Raw genomic sequence first — 19,926 nt, 5'->3', positions numbered from 1 at the left:
GCGCGCGGCCAAGCGTGCGGGCTTCGCACCGCTGGCGGCCTCGCTGGAGCGGCCGATCAAGCCCGAGCGCGTGGTCGACACGCTCAACCGCCTCTTGCCCGAGGACGCCATCGTGGTGGCGGACCCCGGCACGCCTTGCCCGTATTTCTCCGCCTATCACGAGAGCCGACACGCCGGCAGGCAGTTCATCACCAATCGCGCGCATGGCGCGCTGGGCTTCTCGCTGGCGGCCGGTATTGGCGCATCGCTGGGTCGCCCCGGCACCACGGTTGTCTCCGTGATGGGGGATGGCAGTTTCGGCTTTACCTGCGGCGAGATGGAAACGCTGGTACGCCGCCGCATCCCGCTGAAGATGATCGTGTTCTCGAACTCGGTGTTCGGCTGGATCAAGGCGAGCCAGAAGGCCGGCTACGACCGCCGCTACTTCTCGGTGGATTTCAGCCGCACCGATCACGCGCGCGTGGCCGAGGCCTTTGGCGTGCGCGCGTGGCGCGTGGAAGATCCCGCGATGCTCGACGCGGCCATTCGCGCCGCGCTGGAGCATGACGGTCCCGCGTTGGTGGACGTCATCACGCAGGAGTTGCAGGACGCCGCGGCACCGGTCAGCCAGTGGATGGGCTGAGTCGATATCTGCTTTGCATCTGGATGACAGGAGGGCCGTACCATGCTGTTCCCTTGTTTTTCCTCGCGCCGGCAAACCACGCCGGCCGCTTCTGGCGGGATGCCGCGCGCGCAATGCGGCAGGCTTGCCGTCATCGCCGCGCTGTCCGCGCTGTGTCTGCCCGGTGGCATGTTGCCGACTTCCGCCTGGGCGGATAGTGGAACGCCATTGAAGCTCGTCGTCACCTTCCCGCCCGGGGGCAGCACGGATATCGCCGCGCGCATCGTGCAGCCCAAGCTGGCGGAGGTGTTGGGGCGTCCCGTGGTGGTGGAGAACCGTCCCGGCGCCGCGAGTCAGGTCGCGACGCAGTACGTGGCGCGCTCCGCGCCGGACGGCAACACCTTGCTGATCAGCTTCGATACCCATGCGATCAATCCCATCGCGAAATCCCGGCTGCCGTATGACACCTTCAAGGATTTCTCCGGTGTCACGCTGGCGCTGCGTTTCCCACTGGTGATCGGTGCCAATCCGTCGGTGCCCGGCAAGGACCTGCGCGGATTCCTGGATGCCGCGCGGCGCGCGCCCAATCAGTACAGCTACGCGTCCACGGGTCTTGGTTCGATGAACCATCTTGTCGCCGAGGACTTGAAGCGTCAGGCCGGGGTGGAACTGCTACACGTGCCTTACGCCGGCGGGGGGCCGGCTGTGCAGGCCGTGCTGGGGAACGTGTCGAGCCTGACGCTGCTGAGCTACGCCGCGCTCAAGGGCCAGATCGCAGCGGGGCGCATCAAGCCCCTCGCTGTCACCGGCGCCACGCGACTGCCTGATCTGCCCGATGTGCCGACGGTGGCGGAGTCCGGATTCCCGGGCTTCGAGGCGTACTCGTGGATTGGCGTGTTCGCACCGTCCGGCACACCGCCGGCCGTGGCGCGTAAGCTGACCAGCGACTTCCAGGCTGCCCTCAATGATCCGGAGACCCACCGCAAGCTGACGCAGGCAGGGTTCGAGGTGATGGCCACCGACGGCCCGGCGCTTGATCGTTACGCGCGCGAGCAGTATGAGCGCTGGAAAGCCTTCGTCGCGAAGACGGGGCTGAAGCTGGAGGAGTAGGAGAGTAGGGGAGCGGGGACGCTCCGGCTCGCCAGGCGGTTTCCATGCCACAATCCTGCGCACACGACAACGCACAAAAGGAGACGGCACGGTGACACCCGCCAACGCAAACTTCGTGGAAGCTGTCCAGGCGAGCTTTCAATCCCAGAACGTCATGCATCTGATCCGCGCCACGCTGCCCGTGGTGGAGGCGGGCAGAACCGAGATTCATGTGCCGCACTGGGACGGCATCGAACAGCAGCATGGTTACGTTCACGGTGGCGTGGTCGGTACCATCGCCGACTCGGCAGGCGGTTACGCCGCGATGTCGCTTGTGCCGGCGGGCGCGTCGGTCCTGACGGTCGAGTACAAGCTGAATCTTCTAGCGCCCGCCAATGGCGACAAGCTGATTGCCCGGGGCAGCGTCGTCCGCGCGGGACGCACGCTGATCGTGACGCAGGCCGAAGTGTTTGCCGTTGAAGGATCGAAGGAGACGCTTTGCGCGCTGATGCAGCAGACCATCATGGTCATGCATGGCAAGGCGGAAAAATAGCGCCTGTATCCATACTCGACATTGCCTGATTGCATCCCTGATCGAAGCCGATAGTGGTCTGCGACAGTGGCCCGTTTTCGTGCTGAAGTTCCAGTCGGTTCGCATGGCGCCGTGACGGACGCACCCCTTCTCGCAGAATAGGAAAACGTCCTACATCGCTGCCCGCGGATACCGAGTAGAACTTATTCATACCCACTTCTACCGGATCATGCATGTCGACATCTATCGTGAAGGTGCTGGTCACCCAGGACAACCACTGGGCCGTGGAATCCGAAGGCCAGCTGAATGCATACGCGTCTCGTGGCGCCGCGATTGCCGCGGGGGTACACAAGGCCATTAAAGAACGTGCAATGTTGATGATCTATGAGCGCGAAGCCCACGCAAGCGAGTCGATCGAACCAATCGAGTCAAGCGACGTGGGTGTGCTTGCCAGGGTGCCGGCATAGCGCCATCGAAGTCAACGGAGACGCAGCATGTCAGGCGACATTCATGTGCTCCCTCACGGCAGTGAGTGGGCCATCGCAATCGAAGGGACGGGAACCCGCACGCGATATCAGACACGGGAGGCAGCCATCGACATCGCCACGCAACTGGCGAAGCGAACAAGGGCTGAGTTGCTGATACACGGGCGCGACGGCCAGATCCATGAACGGAGCACGTTCGGTCACGGATCGCCTGACACCAGGGGATAACGAAAGTCCGAGGACTCCTTCTTTCGAACATGCCCCCTTTTCGGCCGCGACCGCGATGGTCGCGGCGACTTTTTTTTGCCGGGATGGCAAGCCATCCCGGTCGTCGGCGCGGCTCGATCGCGCTATTTGCGCAAGTCGGTGACCGTGATTCTTCCGTCCACGTTGTCGAACGTTGCCGACACCTTGTCGCCTTCCTTCAGGTTCGCCAGCATCGCCGGGTCCTTGACCGGGAATGCCATCGTCATCGGCGGCATGCCCAGGTTCATGATCGGGCCGTGCTTGAGCGTGACCTTGCCGGCTGCGGGATCGATTTTCCGGACTTCGGCGGAGACGGGCTGTGGCGTCTTCATTGCCTTGGCGGCGGGCTTCATGTCCATGCCGGAGCCGCCGTCCATCCCGGCCGCGAACGTCGGAGGCATCAGGCCAACGGCGAGCGCGAAGACGGCAGCGTGGAGAGAGGTGCGGGAGGTGAGAGAGGTCAGAGAAGTGAGAGAGGTTTTCATGCTTGCTCCTTGATGGGCGTGTGAGTGAATGATGGGGAAGTCTTCGTTTCGCGACGGCGGATCAACAGGTACACGGCGGGCACCACGAACAGCGACAGCAGAGGCGCCGTCACCATGCCGCCAACCATCGGCGCGGCAATGCGCTGCATGACTTCGGAGCCGGTGCCGTGTGACCACATGATCGGGATCAGGCCTGCCAGGATGACGGCGACGGTCATCGCCTTGGGCCGCACGCGCTGCACGGCGCCTTCCTGGATGGCGGCGAGCAGGGCATTGATGTCGGTGATGCCGCGTGCCTGGCTATCCTCCCAGGCGTGCTTGAGATAGAGCAGCATGATCACGCCGAACTCTGCGGCCACACCGGCCAGCGCGATGAAACCGACCACGCCGGCTACCGACAGGTTGTAGCCGAGCAGATAAAGCAGCCAGAAGCCGCCGATCAGCGCCAGCGGCAGCGTGCCCATGATCAGCAGCGCCTCGTCGAGCCGACCGAAGACCAGATAGAGCAGCACGAAGATGATCAGCAGCGTGAATGGCACCACTACCTTCATCTTCGCGGCGGCACGCTCCAGATACTCGAACTGACCGGACCAGCTCAGCGAATAGCCCGCAGGCATCGGCACTGCCTTGCTCACGGCCGCCTGCATATCGTGCACCGCGGAGCGCAGGTCGCGTCCACGGATGTCGACGTAGATCCACCCTGACAGCCGTGCGTTCTCGCTGCGCAGCATCGGCGGACCCTGTTCCACTCGGATGCGGGCGACGTCGGAAAGCACGATCTGCTGGCCGCGGTCAGTCACGATGGGCAGGCTCCGCAGTTGCTCGACAGAATCCCGATAGTCGCGCGGGTAGCGCACGTTGATGGGATAGCGGGCCAGCCCGTCGACCACTTCGCCGATGTTGTCGCCACCGATCGCCGAGGAGACGATGGCCTGCACGTCGCCGATATTGAGCCCGTACCGGCCAGCGGCCGCGCGGTCGATGTCAACGTCGATATAGCGCCCGCCGGTCAGGCGTTCCGCCAGAGCCGAGGTGACACCGGGAACGGTCTTCACGGTTTCTTCGATGCGAGTGGCAAGCCGGTCGATCTCCTTCAGGTCGGTGCCTGCCACCTTGATGCCAACCGGGCTCTTGATCCCGGTGGCCAGCATGTCGATGCGGTTGCGGATCGGCGGCACCCAGATGTTGGAGAGTCCCGGAATCTTCACCACGCGATCAAGCTCCTCGACGAGTTTGTCGGGTGTCATGCCCGGGCGCCACTGGTCGCGTGGCTTGAACTGGATCGTGGTTTCGAACATCTCCAGCGGGGCCGGGTCGGTGGCCGAATCGGCGCGACCGGCTTTGCCCTGCACCGTGGCGACTTCCGGCACCGACTTGATCAGCCGATCGGTCTGCTGCAGCAATTGCGCCGCCTTGCCAGCGGAAAGGCCGGGCAAAGCCGAGGGCATGTAGAGCAGATCGCCTTCATCGAGCGGCGGCATGAACTCGCCGCCAATCCGCATGATCGGCCAGGCAGTGGCCACCAGCGCGACAACCGCCAGTGCGATGGTCGCTCGCGGATAGGCCAGCACGCGGGTCAGGATTGGCTGGTAGGCGCGAATGAGCCAGCGGTTCAGCGGGTTGGCCTGCTCGGCGGGAATGCGGCCGCGAATCAGGTAACCCATCAGCACCGGCACCAGTGTCACCGAGAGGCCTGCCGCAGCCGCCATCGAGTAGGTCTTCGTGAAGGCCAGCGGCGAGAACATCTTGCCTTCCTGTGCTTCCAGCGTGAACACCGGGATGAAAGACAGCGTGATGATCAACAGCGAGAAAAACAGCGCGGGACCGACTTCGGCTGCGGATGCGCCAATCACGCGCCAGCGGTCTTCGCCGGAGAGTGGCCGCCCGGGGTGATCGACATGCCAGCGTTCCAGGTGCTTGTGCGCGTTCTCAATCATTACCACTGCGGCGTCGACCATGGCGCCGACTGCAATGGCGATGCCGCCGAGCGACATGATGTTGGCGTTGACGCCCTGATACCGCATGACGAGGAAGGCAGCCAGCACGCCTAGCGGCAGCGATACGATGGCCACCAGCGCGGAGCGCAGGTGGAACAGGAAGATCAGGCAGACCAGCGCGACGACCACGAACTCTTCGGCCAGCTTGTACGAAAGGTTGTTCACCGCGCGATGAATCAGCGCGGAGCGGTCGTAGGTCGTGACAATCTCGACGCCGGCGGGCAGGCTCTTTTTCAGCACTGCAAGCTTGGCCTTGACGGCGTCGATCGTCTCCAGCGCATTCTTGCCCAAGCGCATTACGATGACGCCGCCCGTCACTTCGCCTTCGCCATTGAGATCGGAGATGCCACGTCGCATCTCGGGCCCGAGCTGGATCGTCGCGACGTCGCCAAGGCGCACAGGAACACCGGCCGCGCTGGTCTCGATTGGAATCTGCCGGAAATCCTCGAGTGTCTTCAGGTAGCCCGATGCCCTGACCATATACTCGGCTTCGCCTAGCTCCAGCACCGAGCCGCCTGCCTCCTGGTTGGCGCCTCGAATCGCGGCGATCACCTTCGATTGCGGGAGGTTGTAGGCGCGTAGGCGGTCAGGCTTCAGCACCACCTGGTATTGCCGCACCATGCCGCCCAGCGAGGCCACCTCGGAGACGTTCGGCAGCGACTTCAGCTCGAAGCGCAGGAACCAGTCCTGCAACGCGCGCAACTGGCTCAGGTCATGCTTGCCGGTGCGATCGACCAGCGCGTACTCATAGACCCATCCCACACCGGTGGCGTCGGGCCCCAGTGCGGGCCTGGCGGCCGCCGGCAGACGCGACTGCACCTGATTCAGGTACTCCAGCACGCGGGAGCGGGCCCAGTATGGGTCGGTCCCGTCCTCGAACAGCACGTAGACAAAGGAATCGCCGAAGAAGGAATAGCCGCGCACGGTCTTGGCCCCCGGCACGGACAACATCGTCGTGGTGAGCGGGTAGGTGACCTGGTTCTCGACGATCTGCGGCGCCTGGCCCGGGAACGGGGTGCGGATGATGACCTGCGTATCGGAAAGATCCGGCAACGCGTCGAGCGGCGTGGTGCGGACTGCCCACAGCCCCCAGGCCGTCAGCATGACCGTGGCCAGCAGCACCAGGAAGCGGTTGCGGATCGACGCGAGGATGATGCGTGCAATCATTGCTGACCTCCTTCGGCGCCTGCGGGCTGCACCGACGACAGCATGGCCGTGCCGTCTTCGGCCAGATGAAAGCGGAAGCGGATGCGGTCGCCCGGTTTCAGTCCCTTGAGCTGGGCGGCATCATGTGCGGCGAAATCCATCGTCATGGCGCCCCACTGCGCCGAGGGCACTGCGCTATGGGAGATCGTCAGGCTGTTGGCGTTCACGGCTTCGATGCGACCCGTGGCTTCGTGTTCCTGTGTTGTCGCCGATGGTGCCGATGGTGCCGATGGTGCCGATGGTGCCGATGGTGCCGATGGTGCAGATGTTGCCGACGGCGCAGAAGCTGCCACCGGGGTTTCCAGCCGCTTCGACGTGCCGCGCAGGCTGGCTTCGGAATCGATCAGGAACTGGCCGGACGTTACGACGCGCTGTCCGGCGCGCAGTCCGGCGGTCACCTCGGTCATGCCGTCGACCTCGCGTCCGGTGCGGATCTCGGTAGAGGCATAGCCCCGCTGGCCGGCATCGACCATGACGAGAGTCCGTTGCCCCGTGCGGATCACCGCCTCGGTCGGGATCTGCAGCACGTCTTGCCGGTCGCCGCTCTCGAAGCGGACGCTGGCGAACATGCCGGGCACAAGGCGACGCTGCTTGTTCGGCAGCACGATGCGGACCTTGATGGTGCGCGTGGCAGGGTCAACGTCGGGCAGAATCGCGTCGACCTTGCCTTGCACGGGATCCGGCGCGGCGGTGGCAGACACCGTCACGGTCTGGCCCGGTGCGATGCTGCGCGCCTGGGCTTCCGGCACTTCGGCAATCACCCAGACCTGAGCGAGATCGGCCAGGCGGAACAGCGTCATGCCCGGGCTGATCGTCATCCCTTCGCGTACCGCGATTTCGGTGACCAGGCCATCCAGCGGACTGCCGATGCTCTGCGCCGATTGCAGCTTGCCGGTGCGGATGACCGCATCGGCCTGGCCCTGCGTCATGCCCGACTGGAGCATCCGCGCTTTGGCGGCGCTCGCCAGATCGTTCTGAAGGCTGGCGGGCAAGCGCATCACCGCCAGGTACTCTTCTTGCGCGGCGACCCAGTCTGGCGCGTAGAAAGTGACCAGCGTCTGGCCCTGCCGTACCGGATCTAGGGTGGCGCGCACACCAACGTGCTGCACGAAGGCGGTGGTGCGAGCCTGGATCACGCGGATGCTGCGCTCGTCGATCGCCACGTTGCCGGGTGCCTCAACCACTGCGCCCATATGGGCGGATTTCACTTCCGCCGTGCGGATGCCAAGGTTCTGTGCGACGCGGCTGTCGATGCTGACGCCGCCCTTATTCACGCCATTCCCTGCGTCATCGCCGTCGGCATAGACCGGCACCAGCGGCATATCCATGAAGGGTGACTTGCCGGGTTTGTCGAATCGCTGGCCGGGGACCATGGGATCGTGCCAGTAGAGAATGTTCCTGTCGCCTTGCGTGGCGGACGTTGCCGGCATGGTGTGCGATGCGCCAAGGCGATAGCCGCTGTAGCCGGCCACACCAATCAGGACCAGGCAAGTCGCTGTGATGGTCAGTCGTGCGTTCATGGAAGATCCTTGTTGGCGGGTTCGGTTTGCGCGGTAGGCAGCGGCGTCAGGAAGGTGAGTTCGGCCCAGAGTCGGGTCGTGCGTTGTTCCAGCGATAGCCGCTCCAACGAGGTATCGATGACACGGTGATTGGCATCGGCCACGGCTTGCAGGGACCCGGCATTGGCGCGATAGGCCGTCAACGCGGCCTCCGCCTGGGCATTGGTAAGCGGCAGCGTGGCGTCGTCGTAGCGTTTCAGGCGTTCCAGGTTGCGGCGCAACTCGGCGAGCCTGGCGCCGACCACAGCATCGGTGTCGCGCCGGATCATCTCCGCTTTCGCACGTGCCGCCGTGGCCTGCGCGAGCCGGGCAGCGACTTCGCGGTCCTGCCGGTTGGCGCGATCCCAGGGCAAGGGGATGCTCACATTGATCGAGGCGAGGTTTGAATAGGCCGAGCCGCGCTGGCTATACATCAGTTCCAGGGAGACGTCAGGCTTGCGGGCCTCGTCCGCCACGCGGATCTCGGACTCCGCGAGTGCGACGTCGCGCTGGGCCGCAGCAACCTCGGGGACACCGTCGAAATGGTTCTGGGCAAGTTGCGCGACGCGATCTGGAACCGCCAGCGTGGGGGGATCACCCAGGGGACGGCTCGCATCGGTGCCGATCCAGCGGGTGAGATTCACGTTGGCGGTGTCAAGTGCCGCCTGGTTTTCGTTTTCGCGGTCGCGCAGCTTTTGCACTTCGAGTTGCGCGGACAACACGTCGGCGCGGGTGCCGCGGCCGCTACGGTAGGCGGCGTTGGCCGCTTCCAGCGTCAGGCTCAGGGGGTGCTCATGACTGGCAAGGAGTGTCGCGGCCCGTTCGGCGTACCAGCGGTCGATCCATGCGGCCACGGCGCTGCGCTGGACATTGGTCATGCCGACCATGCGTTGGGCGTCGGCCGAGGCGGCCTCGGCCTCGAAGCGTGCCGAACGGGCCCGGCGTTTGTCCGAGCGCGTGAACTCCTGCATCACGCTGATCGACCGCATGGTCATGCTTTCGCGGCTCAGCGAGAACTTGTCGGGGCCATCGGTTGGGACATTGTTCAGTCCAACCTTCAGGACGGGATCGGGTAACTGCCCAGCCGCCACGGCCATCTGCACGGCAGCCTCTACGGCCCCGCGCGTGTTTTCTGCGTCGTGCGCATGTGTCGTGGCGAGAGCAGCGGCCTCTTCAAGCGACAGGGAAGGGGCGGCGTGTGGTGACGCGGCGTGCGACACCGATATGCCGAGGGCGGACGCGCAAAGCAGCGCCAGCCTCAGGCGAAGCAGGAATGACATAAAGCCTCCGGAAACAACGGCCACCGCGCCCGAGGTTTCGGGGGCGGAACGGAATTGGCGTTGCTTCGGAGGCTACGTACGGAAACAGCAGTGAAGAATGGCGTGCGGCGGAGGCGGGGCGCGTGGCTGGCTCTGCGCGCGCTCGGCAAGCCTTGGTGCGTCGTCCAGTACGGCGGGCTCGACGACGATGCTGACGAGGAACGGGATAAATGCCGGAATCTGCGGCGTGGCGTGGTCGGCGTGCTTCGCGTTGGCCTGGCAATGGCTCATGCAAAGCGCCTTCTGGCCGTCGTTCTGCGCGGCATCCTGCTCGGCCATGTCGGCGCAGGACATTGTCGCTTCCATCGACGGATGTTCATCCGTCGAGTTCATCCCCATCGTGCAGGCATAGGCTGCGGTCGCCAGTTGCACCGACAGGAACAAGATCAGAAGGAATCCGGCAATCCATGAATGCCGGCGGGCCAGATGACGCACGATCTACGAGGATGTCAAAACAGCGCCAAGCATAACGGCTTTTTCATTGAAAGCAATAGCGGGATTTGATTGGCATTCAGGATGCTTGAACGTTCCCACGGCAGGAACGTTCAAACGGCATGTGACTGGAGCATGTGTTGCATCAACGCTTGTGCCGGCAACTCGTGTAAAGGGCGGCCGCCGCGGCGTTTCGCCGCAGCGGGATCTCACGCCTCGCGGGCTGCGCATCACTCGAATGCTGTTGTCATGCCTGCATTCGCCGCGCGCAGGGCGACGTGGTCAAGGACTGAGGGGCAGTTGCACGGAGGGATCGCTCCCGGTCACTGCGGTACCTCCATTTCCTCCCACTCTGCCAGCAACTTCACGTACTTGAGCAAGCTGGCTTTCGGCAACGTCTGGGTTCCCCAGACATCGCTACGGCCCGCGTATTCGCCCATCAGCCAAAACTGCCGTACCGCGACAAAGAGCCCAATGGCGGCAAAGTCTGCTGGCCCGATTGGCCGAACGCTGCGATAGCCTGCGATGTAGTGCTCCCATCGTTCCCGGGACTGGGCATCCAGTCCCGCACCTTCCGTTCGCGGCAGCATGGCCCAGAGGCAGACCGCCAGTTCATAGGCAAGCCAGCCGGGTCCAGCGTCGTCGAAGTCGAAGAACGAGGCGATACGAGTGTCTGCGGGGCCATCGGTCACGAAGTTGTTGGCACCATGGCAGTCGCCGTGGCAGTACACGCGGGTCATGCCGGTGATTGCAGCGATGCGGTCGTCCAGTCTGCGGGCGATGGCGGAGAACGTCGCGCGTAGTGCATCGTCCAATGTCGGCGCGGAGCACAGGCGGTCCAGCGATGCGTGCAGCAATTGCGGAAGCTCCAGCGTGTAGCGGCTGGGTGGGCCATCGTAGCCATGAGCGGCGTCGTGCAGCAGTGCCAGGCCGCGTCCGGTTGCCTCGAAGTCGGGCAGTGAATCCGGCAGGTCTCCATCGAGATGTTCGAACAGCATCAGTGTGCGACTGCCTTCGGGCAGTGCCATTTCCGTCGCCACTTCACCGTTAGCGGTCGGCAGCGACGCGGCGACCTGCGCGCCGGCCGCCTTCAGGTGACCGAGCAGCGCGGCCTCATACATGCTGTTCGGTGCGCCGCGCGGGCGGTCCGCGCACAGTCGTGCCACAGCCCGTCGCCCATCGAGGAAGCGGAGGCCATAGACGTGATTGAACCCGCGTCGCAGCAACTCGCATTGCGTGACGTCGCCAAGCGCGTACGCCTGGCGGATTCTGTTTGCGATGGCATGACTGGTGGGGGTGGTTTGGGCGATGTCGGTGCCGCGGATCATGGCTGGAAGGTGTCTCCCGTTACGTCACGCCGGCCCCGTACCGGAATGACTGTCGTGAGAATAGCGCAGTGCCGCTGCCAGCCGCTGTTCCTCGGCACCGGATCGCAGAGGAGTCAATTACTGCGATAACAGATTGTCGGGTGGAGATTCATGGGCCGAAAGTCTGAGTTCCGGATCCGATATCCGCGACAGAGGTAATTCAAAAGATGGATGCGAAATTAGGCCCTCTGGCGGAGTGCCGCCGTGCTCACTTCATGCAAATAATTAAAAAAAAGAAAGGAGAACGGGATGAAATCAAAACTTGCTGCTTTGTCGATGGCCCTGGCGGTCGGACTCGTATCTGGCTGCGGAGGTGGTGGTGGGGATGGAACAACGCAGGCGTCGGGCGGCAGCTCCGGCACCGCGAGCCCGGCAGCACCGGTCACCACGCCATCGACGCCGGTAACGCCACCGACCACTACCAATCCGCCGGCGACGGTGACGGAGTTGCAGACCACCAAGGCGCTGCTCAAATCGGCCCTGGCGGATGGCGGGGCGCCAACCACCATGACGTCGCCACCGATCATTACGGCTGGCACGGCCAACATGCCGTCGACGATCACGGATAGCACGCTGGTGCCACCAAACGATCCGTCGCTGCGATACATCGGCGCCATGGAAACGGCCGGCACCGCTTTCCCGGACAATCTGCTCGTCAAGAATACGGCAGTGAACTATGGCGGATTGGGCCGTGATTCCAACGTCTACTACATCGAGTTCGTCACCGATGCGCCAACGTTCGAGATCCTGGTGAAGGGCAACTACCAGATATCGGCGCACCGGATTCTGGTGGATGGGCAGTATGCCTCCACCACACCGGTTGCGTACCCGGACGACGGCAACCTGTACCTCACGCGCGTCGATTTCCAGGGGGTGAGGAAGTCCAGAAAGATCCGTATCGAGACGCCTAACATGCGATTTGGCGGACTGCGGATCGCCCCCGGGGATTCCGTCACGGCGCCACCGGTGGTGCCGAAGGTGCGGGCTGTGATACTGGGCGACTCCATCACGGAGGGGATGTCCGGACTAGGTTACAGCTTCGACAATTACGCGGCCAAGCTTGGCTATCTGGTGGGCTGGAACGACATGTATCAGTCCGGTGTAGGCGCCACCGGCTATCTGGCCGCGCCAGCGCCGAAACTCAAGTTCCGCGACCGTGTCGCCACCGATATCTATCCGTTCAAGCCGCACGTGGTCGTCATCGCCGGCGGGGTCAATGATGCCTGCTCACCGACGGACGAGTTCCAGGCGGAAGCCACCGCCCTGTTCGATGATGTGCAGAAGAACCTGCCCAACACCGTGGTGTTCGTTGTGGGGCCGTGGACGCCCGGTTGCGAGCTTCAGGCGCATCAGGACGCCATCAAGGCGGCCGTTGGCACCCGGCCCAACTTCTACTTCATCGACAACATGGCGGAGCAGTGGCAGACCGGCACGGGGACCGTTGCCAACCCGAAGGGGGATGGCAATAGCGATATCTACATGTCCGCCGATGGGGTGCATCCGACTCCCGCGGGCCATATCTACCTGGCGGGCAAGATGGCAGACGCGGTGAGGAAGGTGGTGGAGACGTTCTGACGTTTGTCACGCTCACGAAAAAAGCCCCGGCCGCAAACGAACGGCCGGGGCTTTTTCATTGGTGCCGACGCCTGCGCACGACGGTTAGTCATGACTGGTGCCGGCACGCTTCAGATCAACAGCGTGCCTATTACTGCAGGTTACCGGCCACGGCGATGGTCTGGCCCGTGATGTAGTTCGAATCCGGCGAGCAGAACAGGTAGACGCCGCCAGCGGCTTCTTCCGGCGTGCCGCCCCGGCCGAGCGGATTGCGCTGGGCGTGCGACTTGAGCATCTCCGGATTCAGACCAACGCGAATTTCGCGGCCTTCGATGTTCACGGTGGCGCCTGCATTCGCATCGGCCGAGGTCATACGCGTATGGATCAGGCCGAATGCCACGGCGTTCACGTTGACGTTGAAGCGGCCCCACTCGCGTGCCATAGCGCGCGTCATGCCAATCACGCCGGCCTTGGCGCCCGAGTAGTTGATCTGCCCGGCATTGCCGTTCAGCGCCGATGTCGACGAGATGTTGACGATCTTGCGATAGACCTCGCGGCCCGCTTCCTTGTCAGCGGCGTGCAGCGCCTTGAGGTGCGGATACGCGGCCCGCAGGATACGGAACGGGGCCGTCATGTGGCAGTCGAGAATCGCATACCACTGCTCGTCGCTCATCTTCTGCACCACGTCGTCCCAGGTGAACCCGGCATTGTTGACGATGATGTCGATGCCCTTGAACTCGGACATTGCCGTACCGATAAAGCGGTCGGCGAAGTCGGGCGCCGTCACGTTGCCTACGCAGGCCACCGCTTCCACGCCCATCTTGCGCAACGCTTCCACGGTGGCGTGGGCGGGCTCCGCGTCCAGATCATTGATGACCAGGCGAGCGCCTTCGCGCGCCAGGCGTTGTGCGATGGCGTTGCCGATGCCGCGGCCGGAACCGGTGACCAGTGCCACCTTGCCTTCGAGTGCTCCCATGTCTTGACTCCTTTGGTGATGATGAGTGGCTTGAACAGCTTGTTACAGGGCGACGACGGCGTCGCCCAGGATCCTCGTTTCGTCGTACTGGTTCGCGGTGCGCAGTTCGACCTTCACGCGGCGCTCGCCGTCGGCTTCGAACTTCTCGACCACGTGGCCCGTGCAGGTGATGCGATGGCCCAGATGGGTGATGCCGACGAAGCGCACGCCAAAATTGCGGATCTGGCGCTGGTCAACCCAAAGGGTCAGCAACCGGCCCAGGTACGCCATCGACAGCATCCCGTGAGCGAACACGTCCGGCATGCCTGCCTTGCGGGCGTAGTCGATGTCGATATGGATCGCGTTGTGGTCGTTCGACGCGCCGGCGAACAACGCCAGCGTGGTGCGGTTGATCGGCTCCAGCGTCAGGGGCGGCAGCGTGTCGCCCACCTGGATCTGTTCAAAATTCGGAATACTCATGGAACCCCTCCGCTTATCCGTTGCGCTGTACCAGCACGCCGCGCAGGTCCGCCACGTGCTCGTTGTCCTGGTTGGTGACACGGGTCTCGCGCACCACGAAGTCCAGGGCGCCATTCCGCTTGTCGTAGATGTCGGTGATGGTGGTGCGGAAGTGCAGCACATCGCTGGCGTAGGCCATGCGGTGATACGTGAACGATTGCTCGCCGTGCAGGATGCGCTCGGTGCGAATGCCCAGTTCCTCGCGCCAGCCGCTCGGCGGGTTCACCAGTTCCAGCGAGAACAGGAACGTCGGCGGCAACGGCAGGCCGCGATGGCCGGCGTCGCGTGCGGCTGCCTCGTCCGTGTAGATCGCGCGCGTCTCGCCGGTGGCCTTGGCGAAGAAGCGCAACTGGCTCGCGGGCGCCGACGTGCGGAAGTCCGCGATGACCTTGCCGATATGCTTCTTGTCGATCATGGGGGGCTCCTTCAGTCGTGTTTCTGGTAGAGCGTCACCACGCAGGCGCCGCCCAGGCCAAGGTTGTGCGTGAGCGCGTTGCGTGCGCCGGCCACCTGGCGCTGATCGGCATTGCCGCGCAGCTGCTGGACCATCTCGTAGCATTGCGCCAGACCCGTGGCGCCAAGCGGATGGCCCTTGGAGAGCAGGCCGCCGGACGGGTTGACCACCCACTTGCCGCCGTAGGTGTTGTCGCCGTCATTGACCAGCTTCTCAGCGCCGCCTTCGTCGCACAGGCCGAGACCTTCGTAGGTCAGCAGTTCGTTCTGCGCAAAGCAGTCGTGCAGCTCGATCACGTCGACGTCCTGCGGACCGATGCCGGCTTGCTCGTAGACCTGGCGCGCGCCTTCACGCGTCATGTCGAAGCCCACCAGACGGATCATGTCGCTCTCGAAGCTGCTGGCGCGATCGGTCGTCAGCGACTGGGCGGCGATCAGCACATCAGTGCGCAGCCCATGCTTGCGGGCGAAGTCTTCCGATACGACGATGGCAGCGGCCGCGCCACAGGTCGGCGGACAGGCCATCAGGCGGGTCAGCACGCCATCCCAAAGCATCGGGGCGTTCATCACGTCTTCGGTGCTGACCACAGTGCGGAATACCGCCAGCGGGTTGTTCGCGGCATGGCGGCTGGCCTTGGCGCGGATCTTCGCGAACGTTTCCAGTTTGGTGCCGTACTTGCGCATGTGCGTCTGGCCGGCGCCGGCGAACTGGCGGATGGCATTGCTCATGCCTTCGGTCTTGCCGACCAGCTTGTCGGTCAGATTGAGCGCGCGCTCGAGCGCGCTGGCTCGGTCGGTCCAGACCGACTTCAGCGCGCCGGGGCCCATGTACTCGAAGCCGAGCGCCAGCGCGCATTCCACGGCACCGCTTGCCACGGCCTGGCGGGCCAGGAACAGTGCCGACGAACCCGTGGCGCAGTTGTTATTGACGTTGATCACCGGAATACCGCTCATGCCAACGTCGTAAAGCGCCTTCTGGCCGCAGGTGGAATCGCCGTAGACGTAGCCGACGTAGGCCTGCTGCACGAGGTTGTAGTCGACGCCGGCATCGGCCAGCGCCTGGCGCGTGGCGGTGGCGCCCATCACGTCATAGGTGTCGCTGGTGCCCGGCTTCTTGAACGGGATCATGCCGGCGCCGGCAACAAAAACCTTGCGAGTCATGGAGAGTCTCCTGTCAGGTGTATGGCTTTAGGGTTGTCTTGGGGGGAGGGGTTCAGAGCTTGCGGGAGATGAGGTCGCGCATCACTTCGCTGGTGCCGCCGTAGATGCGGGTGACACGCGAATCGGCGAACGCGCGCGCCACCGGGTACTCGAGCATGTAGCCGTAGCCGCCGTGCAGCTGCACCATTTCGTCGAGCGCCTTGCCCAGCGCTTCGGTTGCGTAGAGCTTCGCAATGGCGGCTTCTTCAAGGGAGAGGCGGCGGCGGATATGCTCGCTGAGGTAGTAATCCACCATCACGCGCACGGCAACGGCCTGTGCCTTGATGTCGGCGAGCTTGAACTTGGTGTTCTGGAAATCCCACACGGTCTGGTTGAAGGCCTTGCGCTCCTTCACGTAGGCGATCGTGTGTTCGAGGCACGCCTCGAGCTTGGCGGCGGCGCTGACGGCGATCGACAGACGTTCCTGCGGCAGTTCGCCCATCAGATAGGCGAAGCCCTTGCCTTCCTCGCCCAGCAGGTTCGCCACCGGCACGCGCACGTTGTCGAAGAACAGCTCGGCCGTATCCTGGGCGTGCTGGCCCACTTTCTCCAGCTTGCGGCCACGGCGGAAACCCTCTCGGTCGGCTTCCACCATGATCAGGCTCACGCCGCGCGAGCCGGCCGCCGGATCGGTCTTGCAGACCATGATGATCAGGTCGCAGGTCAGGCCGTTCGAGATGAAGGTCTTGCTGCCGTTGATCACGTACTCGTCGCCGTCGCGAATGGCCGTGGTGCGTACGGCCTTCAGATCGCTGCCGGTGCCCGGTTCGGTCATGCCGATGGCGAGAATGGCCTCGCCCGAGCACACCTTGGGCAGCCAGCGTTGCTTCTGCTCTTCGTTGGCGATGCGTGCGATGTACGGGGCGATGATGTCCGAATGCACGCCGAAGCCCAGGCCGCTGACACCGACGCGCGCCAGTTCTTCATTGAACACAGCCGAGTGGCCGAAGTCACCGCCACCACCACCGTACTCCGTGGGCAGCGTCACGCACAGCAGACCTTCGCGACCGGCCTTGAGCCAGGTTTCGCGATCCACCTTGCCAGCCTTGTCCCAGGCGGCCTGCTTGGGCAGGCACTCGCGCTCCAGGAAGCGGCGGGCGGTTTCGCGGAACATCTCGTGATCTTCACGGTAAACGTTACGTTGGACTTGCATGACAGTCTCCTCTTGAGTTGTTGTCGTGTGTGCGGACTTACCGCGCGCAGGCAATGTGGCTTTCGGGTTCGGGATGGAACAGGGCTTCGACCAGATGGGCGCGGCGCGCCCGCGTGGCGGCCTGATTCACGTAGCCCTTGTCGGCGATTTCGTTCGCGTCCATCGACGGTGGTTCCGCCATCAGCATCACGCGACGCACGGACAAACTTGCGCCGTTGCCGCCCGCCGGTGCTTGCAGCCGCGCGCGAATGGCCTCGACGACGACGGGGTGCCGGACCAGCGCTTCGGCATCGAGCGCCGCCAGTTCGGGCGCAAGGCTCCGGCAGGCTGCGACATTGGGCCAGGCCAGCGCCGCCAGGTAGTCGTGGTCGTGGCCGCAGATCACCGCGTCGTTGAGCAGCGGCGCGCATCGTTCGACCAGCGTAAGGCGCACCGCGCCGGTACGGACCCAGGTGCCGTTGGTAAGCTTGAAGTCCTCGGCCACACGGCCGGCGAACGACAGGCCGCGTGCGGGATCGGATGGGTCCTGCAGGCGCACCGCGTCTCCCATCTTGAAGAAGCCCTCTTCATCGAACGCGGCAGCAGTCAAGTCGGGGCGCTGCACGTAACCCTTGAACACGCTGGGGCCTTTGATGCGGATCTCGTAGCGGCCATCGCCGCCTTCGAGCGGGACGAGCTTCGCGGAAACGCCGGGCATGGGCACACCGATGTTCCCTGTGGTCTCGCTCGGCCACGTGCAGTAGAGGCCCACACCGCTCGACTCGGTGCAAGCGAGGCCCGAGCAGAACGCCACGCGCTCGCCGATCGTGCGTTCGGACAGCGCGTGGATGCGGTCCCAGACATCGCGCGGCAGGCTGGCGCCGCCGTAGGAGAAGTTCACCGCCTCGGAAAACAGGTTGCGCGCGACTTCCGGATCGCGCTCGGCCGCAGTCACCAACATCGTCCAGGCGGCTGGCACGGCGGTGAACACGGTCGAAGCGACATCGCGCATATTGCGCACGGTGCGCTCGAACTGACCAGGCAGCGGGCGTCCATCGTCGATATAGTGGCTGCCGCCCAGCGTGACCACGCGCGTCATGTTCAGCACGCCACCCAGGCCGTGGTGCCATGGCAGCCAGTCGAGGTAGCGGGACGGGCGTTCCAGCAGCGGCCGATAGCTCTCCAGGTAGTAAGCGGCCACGGCGCGGAGATTGCCGTGCGACAGCGCCACGCCTTTGGGCACGCCGGTGGAGCCGGACGTGAACAGCACGCGGCCCAGGTCGTCTTCGCGAATGGCATCGTGCGCGGCCTGCACTGCCGCGCGGCGTGCAGGCGTCACGGTGGTGGCGACCAGCGAGGCCCAGTCGTGCTGGCCGTCGCGCGCGCCGTGTACCGCGATGACGGGCACATTGGGCTTGCCGATGACGTCGAGGGCGCGGGCGAAGGCGGCGGCATCCTGCGCGAAGATCGCACCCGGTGGCACCAGGCTTACCACGTCGCGGAGTCGCGCGAAATCCTTGCTCACCAGCGAATAAGCGGGCGATACCGGCGCCATGGGCACGCCGACGTGCTCGGCTGCCAGGGCCAGTACGGCGTGTTCGATCGAGTTGCCGGAGAGGATCAGCAGCGGACGGTCGGCGCCCAGGCCCATCTCGAGCAGGGCGGCGCCCACGGCCTGGATCTGCTGCCACATCTCGGCCCAGGTGATCATGCGCCACGGGGCGTCCGGACTGGTCGATTCGCGCTCGGCGAACGCGCAGGTGTCGCCGCGTTGAACCGCCCAGTGGGCGGCAAACTCGCCGAGTCCGCGCTGTGCGGGGTCGGCCGGCGGGGTGGCGCAGCGCAGGAGGATGGTGCCGTCGGCGCGCTGTTCGACGAGCGTAGGGCGCGGCGGGAATACCGTTGGCCGGAACTTGGGCACGGTGTCGCTGCGGACAGCGGACGTAGCGGTCATGGAACGCGTCTCCTCGGTCAGCGGCACACGGGTGCCGCAGGGCGTTTGTCGCCTGCCGATCCAGCGGGATCGGACGTGCGATCGAATGACGCTAAGTTACGCCGGGGGAGGGGGCGGCCACTACCACCCATGTCAGGTGGCGCGGCCGCTTGTAGTGGTCAACTCTTGCGAGGGAGCGAGCGCCGGGATCAGCTCGGGCGGGAGAGGTCGCGCACACGCGCGACCGCTTCGTCGCGCGATGTTACGCCAAGCTTGCGGAAGATGTTGCGGAGGTGCCACTTCACGGTCTCGGGCGAGAGGCCGAGCGTGCGGGCGATCTTCTTGTTGGGCAGGGCCTGTCCGAGCAATTCGACCACATCGGCTTCGCGTTCGCTCAGTGGCTCTGCAAGCGTGCGCAGCGTGGCTGGCGCCGCAGCGCCGGCTGATGCCACCGGGTTGGCAGCACCGGTCGCGCGCAGGCGGCTGATGTAGAACGCGAGCAGCGGATCGGGCGCTTCACCGGGCTGCTGCGCTAGTGCAGCAATCTCGTCGAACGCGCCCGGGTCGACATCGAGCAGGCTGCGCACCAGGCCGAGCCGGTGGCTCGCGCGCAACGCAGCCAGCACGCGCTCGCGCACGGACGCAGCGTTGCCGAGTCGATGGTCGGCCAGTGCCGCCATCCACTGTATTTGCGCGAGATGGCGTTGCCATCCGCGTCGTTGACACTGGTCGATCAGCGGGCCGACGGCAGCGGCCGCCTTCGCGGGATCACCGTCCAGCAGGTATCCCATGACGCGCGCGCGGCCTGCCACCAGAAGGATCTCGTCCACGGTGCCAGGGCCCGCGCCGCGGTGGCGTTCGGCGATGGCCTCGAGCCGCGACC

19 protein-coding genes are annotated in these 19,926 nt (G+C 64.8%); 6 read left to right on the top strand and 13 right to left on the bottom strand.

Translation table 11 applies throughout. The annotated features are described in order from the left end of the window. The 5 genes from D769_RS17100 to D769_RS17080 all read left to right on the top strand — a co-directional run. The coding region (locus D769_RS17100) for a thiamine pyrophosphate-dependent enzyme (RefSeq protein ID WP_008647372.1) at positions 1 to 622 on the top strand (622 nt) is incomplete at its 5' end. A gap of 42 nt (positions 623 to 664) precedes the next feature. Continuing rightward, complete coding sequence (locus D769_RS17095) at positions 665 to 1,711, top strand: tripartite tricarboxylate transporter substrate binding protein (RefSeq protein WP_008647370.1); 1,047 nt, start codon at positions 665 to 667, stop codon at positions 1,709 to 1,711. A 91-nt stretch (positions 1,712 to 1,802) separates the two neighbouring features. Continuing rightward, the gene (locus tag D769_RS17090; RefSeq protein ID WP_008647369.1) at positions 1,803 to 2,243 is read left to right on the top strand and encodes a PaaI family thioesterase; all 441 of its coding nucleotides are present in this window, start codon (positions 1,803 to 1,805) and stop codon (positions 2,241 to 2,243) included. A 212-nt stretch (positions 2,244 to 2,455) separates the two neighbouring features. Then, a complete protein-coding gene (locus D769_RS17085) occupies positions 2,456 to 2,689 on the top strand; it encodes a hypothetical protein (RefSeq protein WP_008647360.1) in 234 nt (77 codons plus the stop codon). Positions 2,690 to 2,716: 27 nt separating this feature from the next. After that, positions 2,717 to 2,935 carry a DUF2188 domain-containing protein gene (locus tag D769_RS17080; protein ID WP_008647358.1) on the top strand — a complete coding sequence of 73 codons (219 nt, stop codon included), beginning with the start codon at positions 2,717 to 2,719 and terminating at the stop codon, positions 2,933 to 2,935. A gap of 122 nt (positions 2,936 to 3,057) precedes the next feature. Here D769_RS17080 and D769_RS17075 read toward each other — a convergent pair whose 3' ends face one another. From D769_RS17075 to D769_RS17050, 6 genes are all read right to left on the bottom strand, one after another. Further along, positions 3,058 to 3,354, bottom strand: coding sequence for a copper-binding protein (locus D769_RS17075; protein WP_008647355.1), 297 nt, complete (start codon positions 3,352 to 3,354; stop codon positions 3,058 to 3,060). An 80-nt stretch (positions 3,355 to 3,434) separates the two neighbouring features. After that, positions 3,435 to 6,602 carry an efflux RND transporter permease subunit gene (locus D769_RS17070; RefSeq protein WP_008647353.1) on the bottom strand — a complete coding sequence of 1,056 codons (3,168 nt, stop codon included), beginning with the start codon at positions 6,600 to 6,602 and terminating at the stop codon, positions 3,435 to 3,437. Then, positions 6,599 to 8,161 carry an efflux RND transporter periplasmic adaptor subunit gene (locus D769_RS17065; protein ID WP_008647346.1) on the bottom strand — a complete coding sequence of 521 codons (1,563 nt, stop codon included), beginning with the start codon at positions 8,159 to 8,161 and terminating at the stop codon, positions 6,599 to 6,601. The genes D769_RS17070 and D769_RS17065 overlap by 4 nt, the downstream gene beginning before the upstream one ends. Then, positions 8,158 to 9,459: a TolC family protein gene (locus D769_RS17060; protein WP_008647344.1), complete on the bottom strand. Its 1,302-nt coding sequence runs from the start codon at positions 9,457 to 9,459 to the stop codon at positions 8,158 to 8,160. The genes D769_RS17065 and D769_RS17060 overlap by 4 nt, the downstream gene beginning before the upstream one ends. 72 nt (positions 9,460 to 9,531) lie before the next feature. Beyond that, positions 9,532 to 9,933: a hypothetical protein gene (locus tag D769_RS17055; protein WP_008647341.1), complete on the bottom strand. Its 402-nt coding sequence runs from the start codon at positions 9,931 to 9,933 to the stop codon at positions 9,532 to 9,534. Between the two features lie 320 nt (positions 9,934 to 10,253). Continuing rightward, positions 10,254 to 11,258, bottom strand: coding sequence for a phosphotransferase (locus tag D769_RS17050; protein ID WP_008647339.1), 1,005 nt, complete (start codon positions 11,256 to 11,258; stop codon positions 10,254 to 10,256). Between the two features lie 288 nt (positions 11,259 to 11,546). Here D769_RS17050 and D769_RS17045 point away from each other — a divergent pair, with 288 nt between their 5' ends. Then, positions 11,547 to 12,872 (top strand): SGNH/GDSL hydrolase family protein, encoded by a 1,326-nt coding sequence (locus D769_RS17045; protein WP_008647337.1) that lies wholly within the window; start codon positions 11,547 to 11,549, stop codon positions 12,870 to 12,872. A 130-nt stretch (positions 12,873 to 13,002) separates the two neighbouring features. Here the strand turns inward: D769_RS17045 and D769_RS17040 are convergent, their stop codons facing one another. From D769_RS17040 to D769_RS17010, 7 genes are all read right to left on the bottom strand, one after another. Then, the gene (locus tag D769_RS17040; RefSeq protein ID WP_008647335.1) at positions 13,003 to 13,827 is read right to left on the bottom strand and encodes an SDR family NAD(P)-dependent oxidoreductase; all 825 of its coding nucleotides are present in this window, start codon (positions 13,825 to 13,827) and stop codon (positions 13,003 to 13,005) included. 42 nt (positions 13,828 to 13,869) lie between these two features. Next, the gene (locus D769_RS17035) at positions 13,870 to 14,286 is read right to left on the bottom strand and encodes a MaoC family dehydratase (RefSeq protein ID WP_008647333.1); all 417 of its coding nucleotides are present in this window, start codon (positions 14,284 to 14,286) and stop codon (positions 13,870 to 13,872) included. A gap of 13 nt (positions 14,287 to 14,299) precedes the next feature. Next, on the bottom strand, positions 14,300 to 14,740 hold the full coding sequence (locus D769_RS17030; protein WP_008647331.1) for a MaoC family dehydratase N-terminal domain-containing protein: 441 nt from the start codon (positions 14,738 to 14,740) through the stop codon (positions 14,300 to 14,302). Between the two features lie 11 nt (positions 14,741 to 14,751). After that, a complete protein-coding gene (locus D769_RS17025) occupies positions 14,752 to 15,939 on the bottom strand; it encodes a lipid-transfer protein (RefSeq protein WP_008647329.1) in 1,188 nt (395 codons plus the stop codon). A gap of 52 nt (positions 15,940 to 15,991) precedes the next feature. Further along, a complete protein-coding gene (locus D769_RS17020; protein ID WP_008647327.1) occupies positions 15,992 to 17,131 on the bottom strand; it encodes an acyl-CoA dehydrogenase family protein in 1,140 nt (379 codons plus the stop codon). Between the two features lie 37 nt (positions 17,132 to 17,168). Further along, on the bottom strand, positions 17,169 to 19,064 hold the full coding sequence (locus D769_RS17015) for a feruloyl-CoA synthase (RefSeq protein WP_008647325.1): 1,896 nt from the start codon (positions 19,062 to 19,064) through the stop codon (positions 17,169 to 17,171). Positions 19,065 to 19,252: 188 nt separating this feature from the next. Then, positions 19,253 to 19,926 (bottom strand): helix-turn-helix transcriptional regulator (locus tag D769_RS17010; RefSeq protein ID WP_008647323.1); only part of this gene is annotated, 674 nt, incomplete at its 5' end.

Source organism: Cupriavidus sp. HMR-1 (assembly GCF_000319775.1).
Classification (GTDB): Bacteria; Pseudomonadota; Gammaproteobacteria; order Burkholderiales; family Burkholderiaceae; genus Cupriavidus; species Cupriavidus metallidurans.
This window is presented reverse-complemented; position numbering and strand designations above follow the sequence as displayed.